The following is a 16,535-nucleotide window of genomic DNA, read 5'->3' as shown; positions in this document are numbered from 1 at the left end:
CCAAGGGGAGAGGGGACCGGAGTCAGGCACGGATGTAGCGCAATACCGCCTCGCCAATCATCCGCCGGTGCCGCTGGCGAACCTCGGCGTCGTGCAGGTCGGTGCGAAAGATCCGCGACACGGTGTAGCGATTGGACACCCGGTAGAAGCAGAACGAACTGATCAGCATGTGCACGTCGAGCGCCTCCAGCCCGGCGCGGAACACCCCTTCCGCTTCGCCGCGGCGGAGAATCTCGGCGATGCTCTGGACGATCGAGCTGTTGACGCTCTGCACCAGTTCGCTGCTGGCGATGTGCTCGCCCTTGTGGATGTTCTCGATGCTGATGATGCGCACGAAATCCACGTGCCGGTCGTGGTAGTCGAAGCTGAACTCCACCAGCTTCTCCATCGCCTTGGCCGGCGGCAGCGCGCCCAGCCGCAGGGTGCCCTCGATACCGCGGATGTCGCTGTAGAGCTTCTCCAGCACGGCCTGGTAGAGCTGCTCCTTGCTGCCGAAGTAGTAATAGATCATCCGCTTCGAGGTATGCGTGCGCTCGGCGATGGCGTCCACCCGCGCACCCGAGAGGCCCTGGGCGACGAACTCGTCGATGGCGGCGCGGAGGATGTCCTGGCGGGTCTTCTCGGGATTGTTCTTGCGTCCCTTGCCGCGCGGAGCGGATTCCTCCACGACGGCGGGATCAGGCTTGGACATCGGTGACTCACTCGTGGCCGGCGGGAATTGCGGCCGATTATGCGGGGCCCGCCCGGCTGTAGGAAGAGCACCTGCCGGAGCCCCGACAATTCTCACAGCTTGACCCGGCGCACACCCCGCCGCGCTTGCGCCATCGCCGCCAGGCGCACCGGCACGTTGGCCGCGCCGTAGCCGGCGTAGTCGTGGCGGCGCTGGAGGATCTCGAAGAAGAAGCGCTCCTCGAACGGCTCGGTGAACACATGGAACAGCTCGCCGCCCTGGGCGTCGCGGTCGTAGAGGACGTTGTAGTAGGCCAGTTCGCTGAGGAACTCGTCGTCGAAGTCGAAGCGCGCGGCGAGGTCGTCATAATAGTTCAGCGGGATTTCCAGCAGTGCGACCCCGGCCTCCTTGGCCTGGGCCACGGCGGCGAAGATGTCGGCGCAATCGAAAGCGATGTGGTGCACGCCGGAACCGCGATAGCTGGACAGCGAACGGGCGATGGCGGTGTTGCGGTCCTCGGAAATGTTCAGCGGCAGGCGCACGCTGCCGCAGGGGCTACGCACGGCGCGACTGGTGACCAGGCCATAGGGGTCGGGCAGCACCACCTCGTCATCGGCGCCGAAGTCGAACAGGCTCTTGTAGAACAGCACCCAGCTGTCCAGGCCTTCGGCGGGCAGCGCCAGGGCCACGTGGTCGACGCGCCGCAGGCCGAGGCCGGAGGTGTCGGCGTCGTTCGTCACGAAGTCGCTGTCGTAGATGCTGCGGCCCTCGGTGTGCCGCTCGACCAGATACAGCAGGCTGCCGTCGAGGGCGCGCACCGCCGGGATTTCCCGCTCGTTGGGGCCGAGCAGTCCGCGGTACGGCTGGCCTCCGTACGCACGAGCGCGCTCCAGCGCCTGGCCGGCGTCACGCACGCACAGCGCGGTGGCGCACAAGGACGGTCCGTGGGCCTCGAAGAAACCGTGGGCGAAGGAATAGGGCTCGGCGTTCAGCACCAGGTTGATGTTGCCCTGGCGCAACAGGCTGACATTCTTCGAACGGTGCTCACCGGCCCTGGCGAAGCCCAGTCGTTGCAACCACTGGCCAAGGCGCGCGCCGAGCGTCTCGTCGACGGCGAACTCGAGGAACTCGATGCCGTCGCAGAGGCTCGCCGGCGGCGGCGCGAACAGCTCGTCCACCGCCACGTGCGGCGTCTGGCGTTGCAGGCGCTCGCGGGTCTTCTCCTCGAGGTAGAGCAGCGAGCGCAGGCCGTCGACGGCGTTGGCGCGGGTCGGCGCGGCGCGGAAGCCGTCGTTGAAGACCTCCAGCGACAGCGGACCGCGATAGCCGGACGCGACGACCGGCGCGAGGAAGCCTGCCAGGTCGAAGCCGCCCTGACCCGGGAAGCAGCGGAAGTGCCGGCTCCATTCCAGCACGTCCATTGCCAGCAAGGGCGCGTCGGCCATCTGCACGAAGAAGATCTTTTCCCCCGGAAGATCGGCGATGCCGCGGGGATCGCCGTCCAGCGAGAGGGTGTGGAAGCTGTCGAGGATCAGCCCGAGGTTCGCCTGGTCGGCCCGCCGCACCAGGTCCCAGGCCTGCTCCCAGGTGTTCACCTGGCGCCCCCAGGCCAGCGCCTCGTAGCCGATGCGCAGGCCGCGGACGGCGGCGCGCTCGGCCAGCTGCCAGAGGTCATCGGCCAGCAGCGCCGGTTCGCCGAGGGCATCGGCAGCGACGTTGCTGCACACCAGCACCAGGTCGGTGCCGAGTTCCTGCATCAGGTCGAACTTGCGTTCGGCGCGCTCCAGGTTTCGCCCCAGGCGTTCCCGGCGGCAGCCCTCGAAGTCGCGGAACGGCTGGAACAGCAGGATCTCCAGGCCCAGGTCGGCACACAGCCGGCGTACGTCGCGCGGGCTGCCGTCGTAATGAAGCAGGTCGTTCTCGAAGATTTCCACCCCGTCGAAACCGGCGGCGGCGATGGCCTCGAGCTTTTCCGGCAGGGTGCCGCTCAGGGATACGGTGGCGATCGAACGCTGCATGCTTCGACTCCTCAATGCGCCCTACGGCGCCTGGCGCCGCGCGAGGGCCGGCGGCGGAACGGCGGAGGCGCGGATAGCCCGCGCGGGATGCGCCGGGAAGCCACTTCGGGTCGCTGAGACCGCTCGCCCGGCAAGCCGATTATTGGTTTGCGCCAACTGCCGGGCAACGCAAAATGTACGAACTGGTTAGTATTCCGTTCGAATATCGAACGGAAGCACGATTATCGAATTGACGCTTTTTCGACCAATCGCGCACCATCGCTGCCACCCGTGCAGGCCGTCCCGATCTGCCGGAAGCGCTCCGCGCTTCTTTCCGGGCACCTGCGCAACCCACGCGACATAACAATTTCAAGAATCGGGTACCCGCTCATGTCCATCGCCGACCTCTCCGTCCGCCCTCCATCCCGTCCGCTGGCCGCTCGTCCGGCCCGTCCGCCCCTGGCCCGCTGACACCGGCGCGGCCCCTGGCCCGCCCGCGTGCAACCCAGAACGACAAATCCAGGCCGGGCGCCCAGGCACCGGCCGCCGAAAGGATGGCCCCGTCAATGATCCACTCTTCCAGCTCTCGACTGCTCGCCGCCGACGCCCCGCGGGAATCCCGCGGCGGCAGGATCCGCAACGCCTTCGCCGTCGGCCGGACGCGCTGGGGCATGCTCGCCCTGGTGTTCTTCGCCACCACCCTGAACTACATCGATCGCGCCGCCCTCGGCGTGATGCAGCCGATCCTTGCCGAGAAGATGAGCTGGACGGCAATGGACTACGCCAACATCAACTTCTGGTTCCAGGTCGGCTACGCCATCGGCTTCATCCTCCAGGGCCGCTTCATCGACAAGGTCGGGGTCAAGCGCGCGTTCTTCCTCGCCGTGCTGCTCTGGAGCCTGGCCACCGGCGCCCACGGCCTGGCGACCTCGGCGGCGGGCTTCATGGTCTGTCGCTTCATCCTCGGCCTGACCGAGGCGGCCAACTACCCGGCCTGCGTGAAGACCACCCGCCTGTGGTTCCCCGCCGGGGAACGGGCGGTGGCCACCGGCATCTTCAACGCCGGCACCAATGTCGGCGCAATGGTCACCCCGGCCCTGTTGCCGCTGATCCTCGGCGTCTGGGGCTGGCAGGCGGCGTTCCTCTGCATGTCGGCGCTGGGCCTGGTCTGGCTGGTGTTCTGGTGGCGCAACTACTACAACCCCGAGGAGCATCCGCGGGTGAAGCAGAGCGAGCTGGAATACATCCAGCAGCAGGAGGAGCCGCCCGCCACCCGCGTGCCCTTCTCGCAGATTCTCCGCCGCCGCGGCACCTGGGCCTTCGCCCTGGCCTACTCGATCACCGCGCCGGTGTTCTGGTTCTACCTCTACTGGCTGCCGCCGTTCCTCAACCAGCAGTACGGCCTGGGCATCAGCGTGACGCAGATGGGCATCCCGCTGATCCTGATCTGGTTGACCGCCGACTTCGGCAGCGTCGGCGGCGGCATCCTTTCGTCCTGGCTGATCGGCCGCGGCATGCCGGCGATCCGCGCGCGCCTGCTGTCGATGCTGCTGTTCGCCTGCACCATCGTCGGCGTGGTGTTCGCCGCCAACGCCAGCGGCCTGTGGATCGCCGTGCTGGCCATCGCCCTGGCGGTCGGCGCACACCAGGCGTGGACGGCGAACATCTGGAGCCTGGTGATGGACTACACGCCCAAGCACCTGATGAGCACGGTGTTCGGCTTCGGCGGCATGTGCGCGGCGCTGGGCGGGATGTTCATGACCCAGATCGTCGGCGGCGTACTGACCGCGACGAACAACAACTACGCGGTGCTTTTCACCATGATCCCGGCGATGTACTTCATCGCCCTGACCTGGCTGTACTTCATGGCCCCGCGCCGGATCGAAGCCTGAGTCCAAGCGCCCGGCGCTCGCCGGGCGCCTCCCTGCCTAGAGAACAAGAACGAAGGGACACTCCCATGTCGCACCCGAGCCACGTCCGCGCGCTCTGCGCTTCCCTCTGCCTGGGCGCCGGCCTGCCAGTCCATGCCGGGCACGTCCACGCCGGGCAAGGTTTCCTCGAAGACGCCAAGGCCAGCCTCACCGCGCGCAATTTCCACCTGCACCGCAACTTCGTCGGCGATGCCAGCCAGGGCAAGGCCGAGGAGTGGACGCAGAGCTTCATCCTCGACGCCCGCTCCGGCTTCACCCAGGGCAGCGTCGGCTTCGGCCTCGATGTCCTTGGTCTCTACAGCCTGAAGCTGGATGGCGGCAAGGGAACGGCCGGCACCCAACTGCTGCCGATCCACGACGACGGCCGCCCGGCCGACGACTTCGGACGCCTGGCGGTGGCCGGCAAGCTGCGCGTCTCGAACAGCGAACTGAAGATCGGCGAATGGATGCCGGTGCTGCCGATCCTCCGCTCCGACGATGGCCGCTCGCTGCCGCAGACCTTCCGCGGCGGCCAGCTCAGCGCCAACGAGATCGCCGGCCTGACCCTCTACGCCGGCCAGTTCCGCGGCAACAGCCCGCGCAACGACGCAAGCATGCAGGACATGTCGTTGTTCGGCCGGCCAGCCGCCACTTCCGACCGCTTCGATTTCGCCGGCGGCGAATATCGCTTCAATGGCGAACGCAGCCTGCTCGGCCTGTGGAACGCCGAGCTGAAGGACATCTACCGCCAACAGTACCTGCAACTGCAACACAGCCAGCCGCTCGGCGACTGGCTGCTGGGCGCCAACCTCGGCGGATTCCGTGGCCGCGACGCTGGCAGCGCGCGCGCCGGCAAGCTCGATAACCGCACCGTTTCCGCGCTGTTCTCCGCGCGCTACGGGCTGCATACCCTCTATCTCGGCCTGCAGAAGGTCAGTGGCGACGACGGCTGGATGCGGGTCAACGGCACCAGCGGCGGAACCCTGGCCAACGACAGCTACAACGCCAGCTACGACAATCCCGGCGAGCGCTCCTGGCAACTGCGCTACGACTTCGACTTCGTTGGCCTCGGCCTACCCGGCCTGACCTTCATGACCCGCTACCTGCATGGCGACCATGTGCGCCTGGCCGGAGTCACCGACGACGGCAGCGAATGGGGACGCGAGAGCGAGCTGGGCTACACGCTGCAGAGCGGCGCCTTCAAGCGTCTCAACGTCCGCTGGCGCAACTCCAGCCAGCGCCGCGACTGGGGCAGCAATACCCGCTTCGACGAGAACCGGCTGATCGTCAGCTATCCGCTGAGCCTGTTGTGAAGCCTACGCGCCGACCCCGTTGCGTTCAGCGGCCACGGCGCCAGGCGACCACCAGGCCGCTGGCGCAGATGACGAGGATGCCGAGCAGCGCCCAGGCATCCGGCACGTGGCCGAACACCAGCAGGCCGAGCAGGCCGGCGAAGATGATCTGGCCATAGCTGAACGGCGCCAGGGTCGCCGGCGGCGCATGGCGGAAGGCCTGGGTCAGCAGCAGGTGGCCGCCCATGCCGCAACCGCCCAGGGCGATCATCATCAGGCCGTGGAGAAGACTTGGGGTCTGCCAGAAGAACGGCACCAGCAGGCTCATGATGAGCGTGTTGAAGATGCCGGCGAGGAAGTTGCTGGTGGTCGGGCTGTCGCTGTTGGCGAGCATCCGCGTGAGCAGTTGGTAGAGCCCGAAGCACAGCGCCGAGCCGAGCGGGAACAACGCCGCCGGGGTGAACAGCGCGCCACCGGGACGCACGATGAAGAGCACGCCGATGAAGCCGGTGAGCACCGCCAGCCATTGGCCGAGGCTGACCTTCTCCTTCAGCAGCGGCACGGATAACGCGGTCACCAGCAGCGGTGCCAGGAAGTTCACCGCGGTCGCCTCGGCCAAGGGCAGGTAGCGCAGGCCGGTGGTGAAGAACAGGCTGGTGCCGATCAGGCACAGCGCCCGCGCCAACTGCATGAGCGGACGGCGGCTGCGGATCACCGCGAGGCCGTTGCGCGGCACGAACACGGCGACCATCAACAGGGTGTGCACCAGGTAGCGGGCCCAGACCACCATGACGATCGGGTAGAAACCGGAAAGGAACTTGGACAACCCGTCGTGGCTGGCGAACAGGAACACCGCGGCACAGATCAGCAGGATGCCGCGCAGGGTCTGGTCGCTGGCGGGCAGCGGGGAGGTGGATGCGTTCATCGGAGGGTCCGGGCACCAGGGCAAATCGATAGCAGGCTATTTATTCTGACGGTACCCGCCATCGAGGAAAGAAACGATCGGCTTCAACGTTTGGAAACTATAGAACCCCGTTCCATTATGCAAACGGGCAACCTGCCTGCGCGGTGGCGCTACAGGCGGGCGAGCAGCGCCCGGGTCCGCTCGATCGCCAGCCGCGCCCGCTCCGCGCCATCCACGCCGCGCGCGAGCAGATCCAGCGCGGGCACCTCCAGGCTCAGCGGCAGGTTCTCCGGCAAGGCGCGCAGCAGCGCCAGCAGATCGAGCCCGCCATCGCCAGGGAAGCGCCGTTCCTCGCGGGCCTGGCGAAGGATTTCGTCCATCGACGTCGGACGCGGCCCGACGACATCGCAGAGTTGCGCGTAGCCCAGGCGCGCAGGCGGGATCGCCCGCAGGTCTTCCAGGCTGCTGGCCGAGCGGTCGAAATGGAAGGCGTCCAGCAACAGGCCGGCGTTATCCCGCGCCGCCGCCTCGACCACCCGCGCGGCCTGCCGCAGGTCGCGGATCCCGGTCCAGGGCATGAACTCCAGGTGCGGGTCGAGGCCGAGCGGCCGCGCCAGGTCGCACAACGCGGCGAAATTGTCCGCGCTGCGCCGTTCGTCGTCATCGTTGCCGGCCACCAGCACATAGCGCGCGCCGAACTCGGCGCCGACCTCCAGCACCGCGGCGAACTCGCCGACGCGGGTGTCCGGACGCAGGCGCAGGATCTCCACGTCCAGCGTGCGCACTCCGCTGTCGCGCAGCCGCGCCAGGGTCCGCCGGCGCAGGCCGGCATCGGCCAGCAGCGGATAGTGGTGCTCTTCCACGGCGGCCGGCACCAGGCGCAGGCCGACATGACTGTAGCCGGCGCGGGCGGCAGCCTCGACCATGTCCGGGGGCGACAGCTCGAGCACGGTGAGCGCCGCCAGGGAAAGAATCCTCGATTCCATGCACTACCTCATCGTCAGCGGTTCAGAAACTGGCCGGCGCGCAGGCCCGGCCACTGCGCGCGGCCTCGCGAACCGCCTCGACCAGCGCCAGGGTGCGAGCGGCGTCGGTGGCATCCATCAATGGCGCTTCCTCGCCCCGCGCGACCCGGACGAAGTGCTCTAGCTGGCGTTGCAGGGGATCGCCTGTCGCCACGGCCTCCTCGCTGGCCGCCAGCGGGTCGTGCCAGCCCTGCCGGGCCTCGGCGTAGCGCCAGCGGCGGAGCTGGGGAAGGCTCAGGGCACCCTCGGTGCCGGCCAGCAGGTAGCAGGGTTGCTCGGCCTGGCGCGGATAGACCGGGTTCTCCCCGGCTGCCAGCTCCCAGCTCCAGGGCGCCGCCGCAGCGTCGCAACCGGTCAGGCTGCCCAGGGCGCCATTGGCGAAGCGCAGGAGCAGCGCGATGTTGTCTTCGTTGGGCAGGCCACGGATAGCGTTGCCGGCCAGCGCCTGCACCTCCCGCACTTCCCCGCACAGGTGGCGGAGCAGGTCGAGGTCATGGATCAGGTTGGTCAGCAACATTCCCGCGCCGGGCTCGCGACGCCAGGCCACCTCGAAATAACTGTCGGGCTTCTTCAACTGCCAGAGCGCGGTGACCGACAGCAACCGACCGAGCGCGCCCTCGGCGATCAATTGGCGCGCCCGCACGACCAGCGGATTGTGCCGACGATGGTGACCGACCAGCAGCGGAACGCCAGATCGCCGGGCGACGGCCACCAGCTCGCTCACTTCGTCGAGCTGCACGCCGACCGGTTTTTCCAGCAGCAGCGGCACCCCGGCGGCGAGGCAGTCGAGGGCGGTGGCGACATGCAGGTTGTTCGGATTGGCGACGATCGCCGCTTGCGGCCGGGCTTCTTCCAGCAACCTCCGATGATCGCCGAACCAGGGCACGCCGGCGTCCGCGGCGAACGCCTGGCCCTGCGGATCGGCCACCGCACACAGGCGCGCGCCGGCGATTCGCTGCAAGCGGTGGTAATGCTGGCGGCCCATATTGCCGGCGCCGATGAGGGCGATGCGAAGCGGTGCGTCCAAGGCGGTCCCCAATCGTTGTTTTCTTGTTCGCTTCAAGATTCCAGAACGTCGTTCCAGATTTAGCGAGGGAGATTATTTGAACGAATGGCTGGCCCCGCGCAAGAGCGGTTCGAGACGGCACTACCGCCGGGGCATCCATGGAAGTGCGGAAAGGCCCGCCGCATGCGGGCTCGTGACAGGCAAGAAAGCGTTCGCTATTCGAACGCTGATGTCGGGAAAGGACTGGGGCCGGGCCGGATGGCTCAGCGGAACAGCTCGGACGCCTGGCTGGCGTGGGACAGGTCCTGCGCCGCGGCCAGGAGCAGGGGCGCCAGTTCGTGCATGCGCGCCTCGCCGAAGCGTGCGCTCGGCCCGGCCACGCTGAGCACGCCGAGAGCCCGTCCGTCCTCGGGGTGGCGCACCAGTGCGGCCATCGCCGCCATGCCCGGCGCCGAGCATTCGATCTGCCAGGCATAGCCGTGCTCGCGGGCGCGCTTCAGGTAGCGCAGCAGCTCGCTCCTGGAGCGCGGCGCGTTGGGACCGAAGTCCCGCGCCGCCCCTACGCCCTGGCGCTCCACCAGCGCCAGCGCCGCCTTGTCGCTCAGGCTGGCCAGCCAGGCGTGCCCGGATGCGGTGTAGAACAGCGGCGCCTCGCGCCCCATGTCGGGGTCGTAGCGTAGCCCGGAGGTGGCGCCCTGGGACTTGGCGATCCAGGTCTGGCGATCGCCTTCGATCACCCCCAGGCGCACCAGTTCGCCGGTCTCCCGGGCGAGCCCGTCGAGCACCGGCTGGACCAGGTCGACCACCCCGCTGGAAGCGAGGAAGCGGAAGCCCAGCGCGGCCAGGCGGGTGCTGAGGCGGTAGCGGCTGGTGTCGTCGTCCTGGCGCACGTAGCCGAGCCGGATCAGCTCGGCGAGCATGCGGTGCGCGGCGCTCTTGGGGATATCCAGGCGGTCCGCCAGTTGTTGCAGGGGCAGGCCACGGGCATCGCTGGCGAGGAGTTCGAGCAAGCCGAGGGCGCGTTCGATGAGGCTACCGGCCATGGAGGGGCGTTCCTGAGTCGAGGAAAGGCAGGATTCTAGAATCTGGTTCCGGATTTTCACAGCCTGGCGAAGGTCGAGATTTCACAGGGTTTCGTTCGATCAGCGAACCGATAAACGATTATCGGATTGCCACTCCCCATGGCCCTCCGTAATGTGTCTGCACCCCGGCAGGCCGAGCGCCTCCGCTACAAAAACAACAGGGGAATCCCGACATGCCGCAGCACGCCTTGCCTTCCGCCGCCTGCACCTGAGCCACGCGTCCGACCCTCGTCCCACGCCCTCACTCTCGCCGCGGAACCCGTCCCATGAACAGCCCCAGCCTGCCCGCCGTCGAACGACTCGACGTGCAAGCCTTCATCAATGCCCAGCCGCTTTCGCCGTACCAATGGCGGATCGTCCTGCTGTGCTTCCTGATCGTCTTCCTCGATGGCCTCGACACCGCCGCGATGGGCTTCATCGCTCCGGCGCTGACCCAGGACTGGGGCATCGACCGCGCCAGCCTCGGGCCGGTGATGAGCGCCGCGCTGATCGGCATGGTCTTCGGCGCCCTCGGTTCCGGACCGCTGGCCGACCGCTACGGACGCAAGCTGGTATTGGTCGCGGCGGTCTTCCTCTTCGGCCTGTTCAGCCTGGCCTCGGCCTACAGCACCAACGTCGAGCAACTGCTGGCGCTGCGCTTCCTCACCGGCCTCGGCCTCGGCGCGGCGATGCCCAACGCCACCACCCTGCTTTCCGAATACACCCCCGAGCGCCTCAAGTCGCTGCTGGTGACCAGCATGTTCTGTGGCTTCAACCTGGGCATGGCCTGCGGCGGATTCGTCTCGGCGAAGCTGATCCCGCTGTTCGGCTGGCACAGCCTGCTGCTGCTCGGCGGCCTGCTACCGCTGGTCCTGGCGGTAGTCCTGCTGTTCCGCCTGCCGGAATCGGCGCGCTACCTGGTGGTGCGCAACCGCGGCAGCGAGCGGGTACGCCAGGTGCTGGCCCCCATCGCCCCGGCGCAGGTGGCGCTGGCACGGAGTTTCCACGTCCCCGAGCAGCAGACGGTGCAGGCCCGCAACGTGTTCGCGGTGATCTTTTCCGGTACCTACAGCGCCGGCACCCTGCTGCTCTGGCTGACCTACTTCATGGGCCTGGTGATCGTCTACCTGCTCACCAGCTGGCTGCCGACCCTGATGCGCGATAGCGGCGCGAGCCTGGAGCAGGCCGCGTTCATCGGCGCGCTGTTCCAGTTCGGCGGGGTGCTCAGCGCCGTAGCGGTGGGCTGGGCGATGGATCGCTTCAACCCGCACAAGGTGATCGGCCTGTTCTACCTGCTGGCGGGGGTGTTCGCCTGGTGCGTCGGCCAGAGCCTCGGCCAGGTCACCCTGCTGGCGACCCTGGTGCTGCTGGCCGGCATGTGCATCAACGGCGCGCAGTCGGCGATGCCGTCGCTGGCGGCGCGCTTCTATCCGACCCAGGGGCGGGCCACGGGGGTCTCCTGGATGCTCGGTATCGGCCGCTTCGGCGCCATCCTCGGCGCCTGGATCGGCGCCACCCTGCTGGGCCTGGGCTGGAACTTCGAACAGGTGCTGACCGCCCTGGTGCTGCCGGCTGCACTGGCCACCGCCGCGGTGCTGCTGAAGGGGTTGGTCAGTCACGCGGATGCGGGGTGAAACTGCCCCATCGCGTAGGACGCATAACCGCTTGCGGTTATCCGCCGCCGGGCTTCGGTGTATCGGCGGATAACGCCGATGGCGTTATTCGCCCTACCCCAGGGGTCGGCATCGCGTAGGGCGCATAACCGCTCGCGGTTATCCACCGCCGGGCTTCGGTGTATCGGCGAATAACGCCGATGGCGTTATTCGCCCCACCCCAGGGCTGCGACATCGCGTAGGGCGCATAACCGCTCGCGGTTATCCGCCGCCGGGCTTCGGTGTATCGGCGGATAACGCCGGTGGCGTTGTTCGCCCTACCCCAGGGTTGGCGGCATCGCGTAGGGCGACGGCGCTTCGCTTCAGAAGGTGAATTCCATATTCAACGTCGGCGTCGAGGTGCGGCTGCCGGTGCCACCGTCGACGCCGAACTTGTTGTGCCAATACTCGTAGCCGACGCCGAGCCACAGGTTCGGCTGGCGCTTGTCGCCTGGCAGGGCGGCGACCATCAGGGCGGTGCGGACCAGGGTTTCCGCCGCGGTGTCCTTGTCGTTGTAGTCCTCGCCCTTCTCTCCCACGTAGTTGACGAAACCCTGGAACTTCGCCGCATGGTTGCCGACCTTGAACGGCCGCATCCAGGTCAGGTTGAGCATGTAGGTGGTGTCGAAGGTGTGGTCGGGATGGCGCGCGCCGGGCACGCCGAAGTGGTTCTTCTCGCGGTAGTAGAGCAGGCTCAGGTCGAGCACGCCGGGACCGTTGAACTTGAGGGTCGGGCCGAACACCAGGGCGCGCTTCTTGGCCGAAGCCAGGTTGTTGTTGCGGCTGGCGTCGAAGCCCAGGGTGAAGGCGTAGTCCTTGACCAGGCCGGTGCCCAGCGGCCGGTCGAACACCCGCGAAGCGTAGAGCTGGTGGCGGTAGACCGCATAGACTTCGCTGCCACCATGGTCGGTGCCCTTGCGCGGGTCGCGGTTGTCGGAAAGGAACACATCGAGATTGAAGAAATTGCTGCCGTAGCGATAGCCGTCGGCGTGGGTGAAGCTGTAGATGCGCTTGGCGAACTTGTCCGGGTTGTTCGGGTTGGTGAATTGCTGGCCGTAACGGAAACCGACGCTGTTGCTCATCCATTCCAGCGCCATGCTCTCCCCGGCGCCGACGAGCGCGATCAGGGCGGCGGCGCCCTGCATCATCTTCTTCATGCTGTGTGTCCTGCTGGTTGCTTGTTGTTCTTGTGGCGACTCAGCCCCCGGTTTCGCGCCGGGGTCGCGGGGCAGTATCGGCACTTCGCCGCGCTGACCAAAGAACAGAATATCGAACATGCCGATGCCGAAACGGCATCAGCGGACGGGCAAGCTCGGGCAAGCCGTCTGGCATCGGCGCGAGCGCCGCTCAGGCCTCGTTCAGGCGCGCTTCCTCGCGCTCGCGCAGGCGCACTTCCTCGGCGATCTGCCGGGCCAGGGCGCCCACCGCCACCGGCAGGTAACGGCCGGTACGCACGTAGAGGCCGAGGTCGCTGTGGATGCCGCCATTGTCTTTCAGCGGCAGGAAACGCAGCTCGCCCTGGGCGATGTCGGCCTCGATCCCCAGGCGGGTCTGGAAGGCGACGCCGAGCCCGCGCCGCGCCAGTTGTCGCGACAGCTCCAGGGAGCTGCTCTCCAGCACCGCCCGGCGCGGTTCGCGCAAACGGCGCTGGAGCGGCGCCAGCAGGTGATGGATGGACAGCTCGCTCTTGGCCATGATCAGGCCATGTTCGACGCAATCGGCGAAGGCGATGGCCTGGTGTCGCGCCAACGGGTGCTGCGGGGAGACGATGGCACCGAGGCGGAAATGGCCGACGCTGACCTGTTGCAGGTCGGCGCTGCGCGGCAGGGCGAAGGCCAGGCCGAGGTCGACCGCGCCGCTGCTCACCGCCTCGGGTATCGCCTGGGAACCGAGCAGGGTGACGCCGACGGTGATGTCCGGGTAGCGTTCGCGCATCGCCTTGAGCACGCAGGGCAGCAGATCGCTGGTCACCGCCTCGATGGTGGCGATCTCCACATGGCCGGTGCGCAGGCCTTGCAGCGCGTCCAGTTCGGAACGCACGCGCTCCATGTCCTGCAGGACCACGGTGACGTGGCGCGCGAAGATCTCCCCGGCTCCGGTCAGGCGCAGGCCGCCGGGCAGGCGGTCGAACAGCGGCGCGCCGATCTCGTCCTCCAGCTTGAGGATCTGCCGGTTCACCGCCGACGAGGCGACGTTCAGGCGTCGCGCGGCTTCGCGGATCGAATGGCAGCGGCGAACCATGTCGAAGTAGTGGATCGCGGGCGCGTGGATATGCAGCTTGCGGCTCATGGCGGACCGAAGGGATGACGGAGCTGTCGACCTTCCGGGAAACGCCGGCGAATGGCAAGGGGAAGCGCCGCCTCGGCGGATAACGCCTGCGACGCCATTCGCCCTACCGCTAGCGCCGCCGGCGACCTACCGGGACGCCTGCTGCGACTCCACGCCAAGCTCGTCCCACACCGATTCGGCCAGGTGGAAGGTCGCGTTGGCCGCGGGAATACCGCAGTAGATGGCGCTCTGCATGATCACTTCCTTGATCTCGTCGCGGCTCACCCCGTTGTTCTTCGCCGCGCGCAGATGCAGCTTGAGTTCCTCGTTGCGGTTCATGCCGATCAGCATGGCGATGGTGACCAGGCTGCGGGTGTGTCGCGGCAGCCCCGGACGGGTCCAGATGTCGCCCCAGGCGTGGCGGGTGATCATCTCCTGGAACTCTTCGTTGAACGGCGTCAGGTTGGCCAGGCTGCGCTCGACATGGGCGTCGCCGAGCACCGCGCGGCGCACTTGCATGCCGGCTTCGTAGCGTTGTTTCTCGTCCATCGGCGGCTCCTCAGGCGGACAGCAGGAAATCGACCAGGCGGCGGCTGAAGGCGTCGCCCGCTTCGACGTTGGACAGGTGCGCGGCGGCGAACTCGACCAACTGCGCGTCGGCGATGCGCGCCTGCATGAAGCGGGCGTTGTCCGGAGTGGTCACGGCATCGTGGCTGCCGGCGACGATCAGCGTCGGCGCCTGGACCAGCCCGAGCTGCTCGCGGAAATCGGCGTCGCGTACCGCAGCGCAGTTGGCCGCGTAGCCCTGCGGCGAGGTGGCCGCGAGCATCGCGACGATGTGCTCGACCTGCGCCGGTTCGCGCTCGGCGAAGCCCGCGGTGAACCAGCGCGCCACCGAGGCGTCGCGCAGGTCACGCATGGCCTGCTCGCCGCCTTTCAGGACGGTATCGATGCGGGTGTTCCAGACCTCGTCGCTGGCAATCTTCGCCGCGGTGTTGCACAGCACCAGCCGGCCGAGCCGCTCGCCGGCGTGGATGCCCAGCCACTGGCCGATCAGGCCGCCCATGGACAGCCCGCAGAAATGCACGCGCGGCAGCTCGAGGGCATCGAGCAGGGCAAGCACGTCGGCGCCGAGCTGGCCGATGGCGTACGGTCCGGGGGTGACCAGCGAGGCGCCGTGGCCGCGGGTGTCGTAGCGCAGCACGCGGAAATGGGCGGTGAGTGCGGGGATCTGCGTGTCCCACATGCCCAGGTCGGTGCCCAGCGAGTTTGACAACAGCAGGACCGGCGCGCCGGCCGGTCCTTCCAGGGAGTAGTTCAGGTCGCCGTCGGCGAGGCGTACGGTTGGCACGAAGGGATCTCCAGTCAGGCGGGATGGGGTTCGAAGCCCAGGGCATGGTGTTCGGCGAGCGCGCGCTCGACCCAGGCGCGGGCCTGGCCGAGGTAATGGGCGGGATCGAGCAGGCGGTCCAGTTCGTCGCCGGACAACTCGGCGCTCACCCGCGCCTCTTCGCCGAGCACCGCGCGCAACTCGCGGCGCTGCTCGACGGCGCGGCGGCAGCACTGTTCCACCAGATGGTGCGCGGCTTCGCGGCCGATACGGCGGGCCAGGGCGATGCTCACCGCCTCGGCGAGCACCAGGCCGTGGGTCAGGCCAAGGTTGCGGCGCATCCGCTGGGCGTCCACCTCCAGGCCTTCGAGCAGGCCGATCGCCTGTTGCAGCGCGCCGGCAACCAGGCAACAGAGTTCCGGCAGGGTTTCCCACTCGGCGTGCCAGAGACCGAGGCTGCGCTCGTGTTCCTGCGGCATCGCCGCGAACAGGGTCGAGACCAGCCCCGGCGCACGGGTGGCGGCGGCGATCAGCACCGCGCTGCTCACCGGGTTGCGCTTGTGCGGCATGGTCGAGGAACCGCCGCGCCCGGCGCCGGCCGGCTCGAAGACCTCGCCGGCCTCGGTCTGCATCAGCAGGCTGACATCGCGACCGAACTTGCCGAGGCTACCGGCCACCAGGCCGAGCACGCTGGCGAATTCCACCAGGCGGTCGCGCTGGGTGTGCCAGGGTTGTTCGGGCAAAGCCAGGCCCAGCTCCTCGGCCAGCGCCGCGGCCACCGGCAGGGCCTGTTCGCCGAGCGCGGCGAGCGTCCCCGAGGCGCCGCCGAATTGCAGCACCAGCAGGCGCGGGCGCAACTCGCGCAGGCGCTGGCGGTGCCGGGTCAAGGCACCGAGCAGGCCGGCGAGCTTCATGCCCAGGGTCACCGGGGTGGCGTGCTGCAACCAGGTGCGCCCGGCCAGCGGCGTGTCGGCATGCCGTTCGGCCTGGTCCGCCAGGACCTCGGCAAGACGTTGCAGATCCTGCTCGAGCAAGGCCAGCGCACGGCGCAGTTGCAGCACCAGGCCGCTGTCCATGGCGTCCTGGCTGGTGGCGCCGAGATGCACGTAGCGCTCGGCCTCGGCGTCGCCAGCCGCCACCTGGCGGCCCAGCGCCTTGACCAGCGGGATCGCCGAGTTGCCGGCAGTGGCGACCGCCTCGGCCAGCGCCAGCGGGTCGTACAGTTCGGCGCGGCAGGCCGCCTCGATCGGCGCCACCGCCGTCGCGGGAACCACCCCGGTGCGCGCCTCGGCGCGGGCCAGGGCGGCCTCGAAGTCGAGCATGCCTTGCAGGCGGCCGCGGTCGGAGAACACCGCGCGCATCGGCGCCGCCGTGAAATAGGCATCGAACAACTGGTTGGCGGGTACGTCGCTCATCGGTT

Annotated in this window: 14 protein-coding genes; 3 read left to right on the top strand and 11 right to left on the bottom strand. The window is 68.3% G+C overall.

The window, feature by feature from the left end; genetic code table 11:
* Positions 1-22 precede the first annotated feature (22 nt).
* Complete coding sequence (locus ACTJJX_RS16740; protein WP_003101858.1) at positions 23-691, bottom strand: TetR/AcrR family transcriptional regulator; 669 nt, start codon at positions 689-691, stop codon at positions 23-25.
* Positions 692-783: 92 nt separating this feature from the next.
* The gene (quiC, locus tag ACTJJX_RS16735) at positions 784-2,688 is read right to left on the bottom strand and encodes a 3-dehydroshikimate dehydratase QuiC (protein ID WP_016852335.1); all 1,905 of its coding nucleotides are present in this window, start codon (positions 2,686-2,688) and stop codon (positions 784-786) included.
* A 545-nt stretch (positions 2,689-3,233) separates the two neighbouring features.
* Between quiC and ACTJJX_RS16730 the strand changes: the two genes are divergently transcribed.
* Positions 3,234-4,559 carry an MFS transporter gene (locus ACTJJX_RS16730; RefSeq protein ID WP_003101861.1) on the top strand — a complete coding sequence of 442 codons (1,326 nt, stop codon included), beginning with the start codon at positions 3,234-3,236 and terminating at the stop codon, positions 4,557-4,559.
* 65 nt (positions 4,560-4,624) lie between these two features.
* Positions 4,625-5,890, top strand: a complete 1,266-nt coding sequence (locus ACTJJX_RS16725; protein ID WP_003101864.1) for an OprD family porin — start codon at positions 4,625-4,627, stop codon at positions 5,888-5,890.
* A 25-nt stretch (positions 5,891-5,915) separates the two neighbouring features.
* On the opposite strand, the gene ACTJJX_RS16720 is transcribed toward ACTJJX_RS16725, so the two are convergent.
* The 4 genes from ACTJJX_RS16720 to ACTJJX_RS16705 all read right to left on the bottom strand — a co-directional run bounded on the left by ACTJJX_RS16720 (position 5,916) and on the right by ACTJJX_RS16705 (position 9,847).
* Positions 5,916-6,794 carry a DMT family transporter gene (locus ACTJJX_RS16720; protein WP_003101866.1) on the bottom strand — a complete coding sequence of 293 codons (879 nt, stop codon included), beginning with the start codon at positions 6,792-6,794 and terminating at the stop codon, positions 5,916-5,918.
* Between the two features lie 149 nt (positions 6,795-6,943).
* A complete protein-coding gene (locus ACTJJX_RS16715; RefSeq protein WP_016852334.1) occupies positions 6,944-7,759 on the bottom strand; it encodes a sugar phosphate isomerase/epimerase family protein in 816 nt (271 codons plus the stop codon).
* 22 nt (positions 7,760-7,781) lie between these two features.
* Positions 7,782-8,825 carry a Gfo/Idh/MocA family protein gene (locus ACTJJX_RS16710; RefSeq protein ID WP_004346805.1) on the bottom strand — a complete coding sequence of 348 codons (1,044 nt, stop codon included), beginning with the start codon at positions 8,823-8,825 and terminating at the stop codon, positions 7,782-7,784.
* A gap of 242 nt (positions 8,826-9,067) precedes the next feature.
* Positions 9,068-9,847, bottom strand: coding sequence for an IclR family transcriptional regulator (locus ACTJJX_RS16705; protein ID WP_003101874.1), 780 nt, complete (start codon positions 9,845-9,847; stop codon positions 9,068-9,070).
* 305 nt (positions 9,848-10,152) lie between these two features.
* Between ACTJJX_RS16705 and ACTJJX_RS16700 the strand changes: the two genes are divergently transcribed.
* On the top strand, positions 10,153-11,499 hold the full coding sequence (locus ACTJJX_RS16700; RefSeq protein WP_003101875.1) for a 4-hydroxybenzoate transporter PcaK: 1,347 nt from the start codon (positions 10,153-10,155) through the stop codon (positions 11,497-11,499).
* Positions 11,500-11,840: 341 nt separating this feature from the next.
* Here ACTJJX_RS16700 and ACTJJX_RS16695 read toward each other — a convergent pair whose 3' ends face one another.
* The 5 genes from ACTJJX_RS16695 to ACTJJX_RS16675 all read right to left on the bottom strand — a co-directional run bounded on the left by ACTJJX_RS16695 (position 11,841) and on the right by ACTJJX_RS16675 (position 16,530).
* On the bottom strand, positions 11,841-12,674 hold the full coding sequence (locus ACTJJX_RS16695) for a hypothetical protein (protein WP_003101885.1): 834 nt from the start codon (positions 12,672-12,674) through the stop codon (positions 11,841-11,843).
* Between the two features lie 190 nt (positions 12,675-12,864).
* Complete coding sequence (locus tag ACTJJX_RS16690; protein WP_016852333.1) at positions 12,865-13,806, bottom strand: LysR family transcriptional regulator; 942 nt, start codon at positions 13,804-13,806, stop codon at positions 12,865-12,867.
* Positions 13,807-13,932: 126 nt separating this feature from the next.
* Positions 13,933-14,334, bottom strand: coding sequence for a 4-carboxymuconolactone decarboxylase (gene pcaC / locus ACTJJX_RS16685; protein WP_003084072.1), 402 nt, complete (start codon positions 14,332-14,334; stop codon positions 13,933-13,935).
* Positions 14,335-14,344: 10 nt separating this feature from the next.
* Positions 14,345-15,136, bottom strand: coding sequence for a 3-oxoadipate enol-lactonase (pcaD, locus tag ACTJJX_RS16680; RefSeq protein ID WP_003161006.1), 792 nt, complete (start codon positions 15,134-15,136; stop codon positions 14,345-14,347).
* A 14-nt stretch (positions 15,137-15,150) separates the two neighbouring features.
* Positions 15,151-16,530, bottom strand: coding sequence for a 3-carboxy-cis,cis-muconate cycloisomerase (locus tag ACTJJX_RS16675; protein ID WP_003145060.1), 1,380 nt, complete (start codon positions 16,528-16,530; stop codon positions 15,151-15,153).
* Between the last annotated feature and the right edge of the window lie 5 nt (positions 16,531-16,535).

Origin of the sequence: Pseudomonas sp. 22490, assembly GCF_052044465.1 — a bacterium.
In the GTDB taxonomy this organism is placed as follows: domain Bacteria; phylum Pseudomonadota; class Gammaproteobacteria; order Pseudomonadales; family Pseudomonadaceae; genus Pseudomonas; species Pseudomonas aeruginosa.
This window is presented reverse-complemented; position numbering and strand designations above follow the sequence as displayed.

Bases quoted from the DNA above. Each gene is read 5' to 3' on its own strand.
- ACTJJX_RS16740 (WP_003101858.1), bottom strand. From the start codon at position 691: ATGTCCAAGCCTGATCCCGCCGTCGTGGAGGAATCCGCTCCGCGCGGC.
- quiC (WP_016852335.1), bottom strand. From the start codon at position 2,688: ATGCAGCGTTCGATCGCCACCGTATCCCTGAGCGGCACCCTGCCGGAA.
- ACTJJX_RS16730 (WP_003101861.1), top strand. From the start codon at position 3,234: ATGATCCACTCTTCCAGCTCTCGACTGCTCGCCGCCGACGCCCCGCGG.
- ACTJJX_RS16725 (WP_003101864.1), top strand. From the start codon at position 4,625: ATGTCGCACCCGAGCCACGTCCGCGCGCTCTGCGCTTCCCTCTGCCTG.
- ACTJJX_RS16720 (WP_003101866.1), bottom strand. From the start codon at position 6,794: ATGAACGCATCCACCTCCCCGCTGCCCGCCAGCGACCAGACCCTGCGC.
- ACTJJX_RS16715 (WP_016852334.1), bottom strand. From the start codon at position 7,759: ATGGAATCGAGGATTCTTTCCCTGGCGGCGCTCACCGTGCTCGAGCTG.
- ACTJJX_RS16705 (WP_003101874.1), bottom strand. From the start codon at position 9,847: ATGGCCGGTAGCCTCATCGAACGCGCCCTCGGCTTGCTCGAACTCCTC.
- ACTJJX_RS16700 (WP_003101875.1), top strand. From the start codon at position 10,153: ATGAACAGCCCCAGCCTGCCCGCCGTCGAACGACTCGACGTGCAAGCC.
- ACTJJX_RS16695 (WP_003101885.1), bottom strand. From the start codon at position 12,674: ATGAAGAAGATGATGCAGGGCGCCGCCGCCCTGATCGCGCTCGTCGGC.
- ACTJJX_RS16690 (WP_016852333.1), bottom strand. From the start codon at position 13,806: ATGAGCCGCAAGCTGCATATCCACGCGCCCGCGATCCACTACTTCGAC.
- pcaC (WP_003084072.1), bottom strand. From the start codon at position 14,334: ATGGACGAGAAACAACGCTACGAAGCCGGCATGCAAGTGCGCCGCGCG.
- ACTJJX_RS16675 (WP_003145060.1), bottom strand. From the start codon at position 16,530: ATGAGCGACGTACCCGCCAACCAGTTGTTCGATGCCTATTTCACGGCG.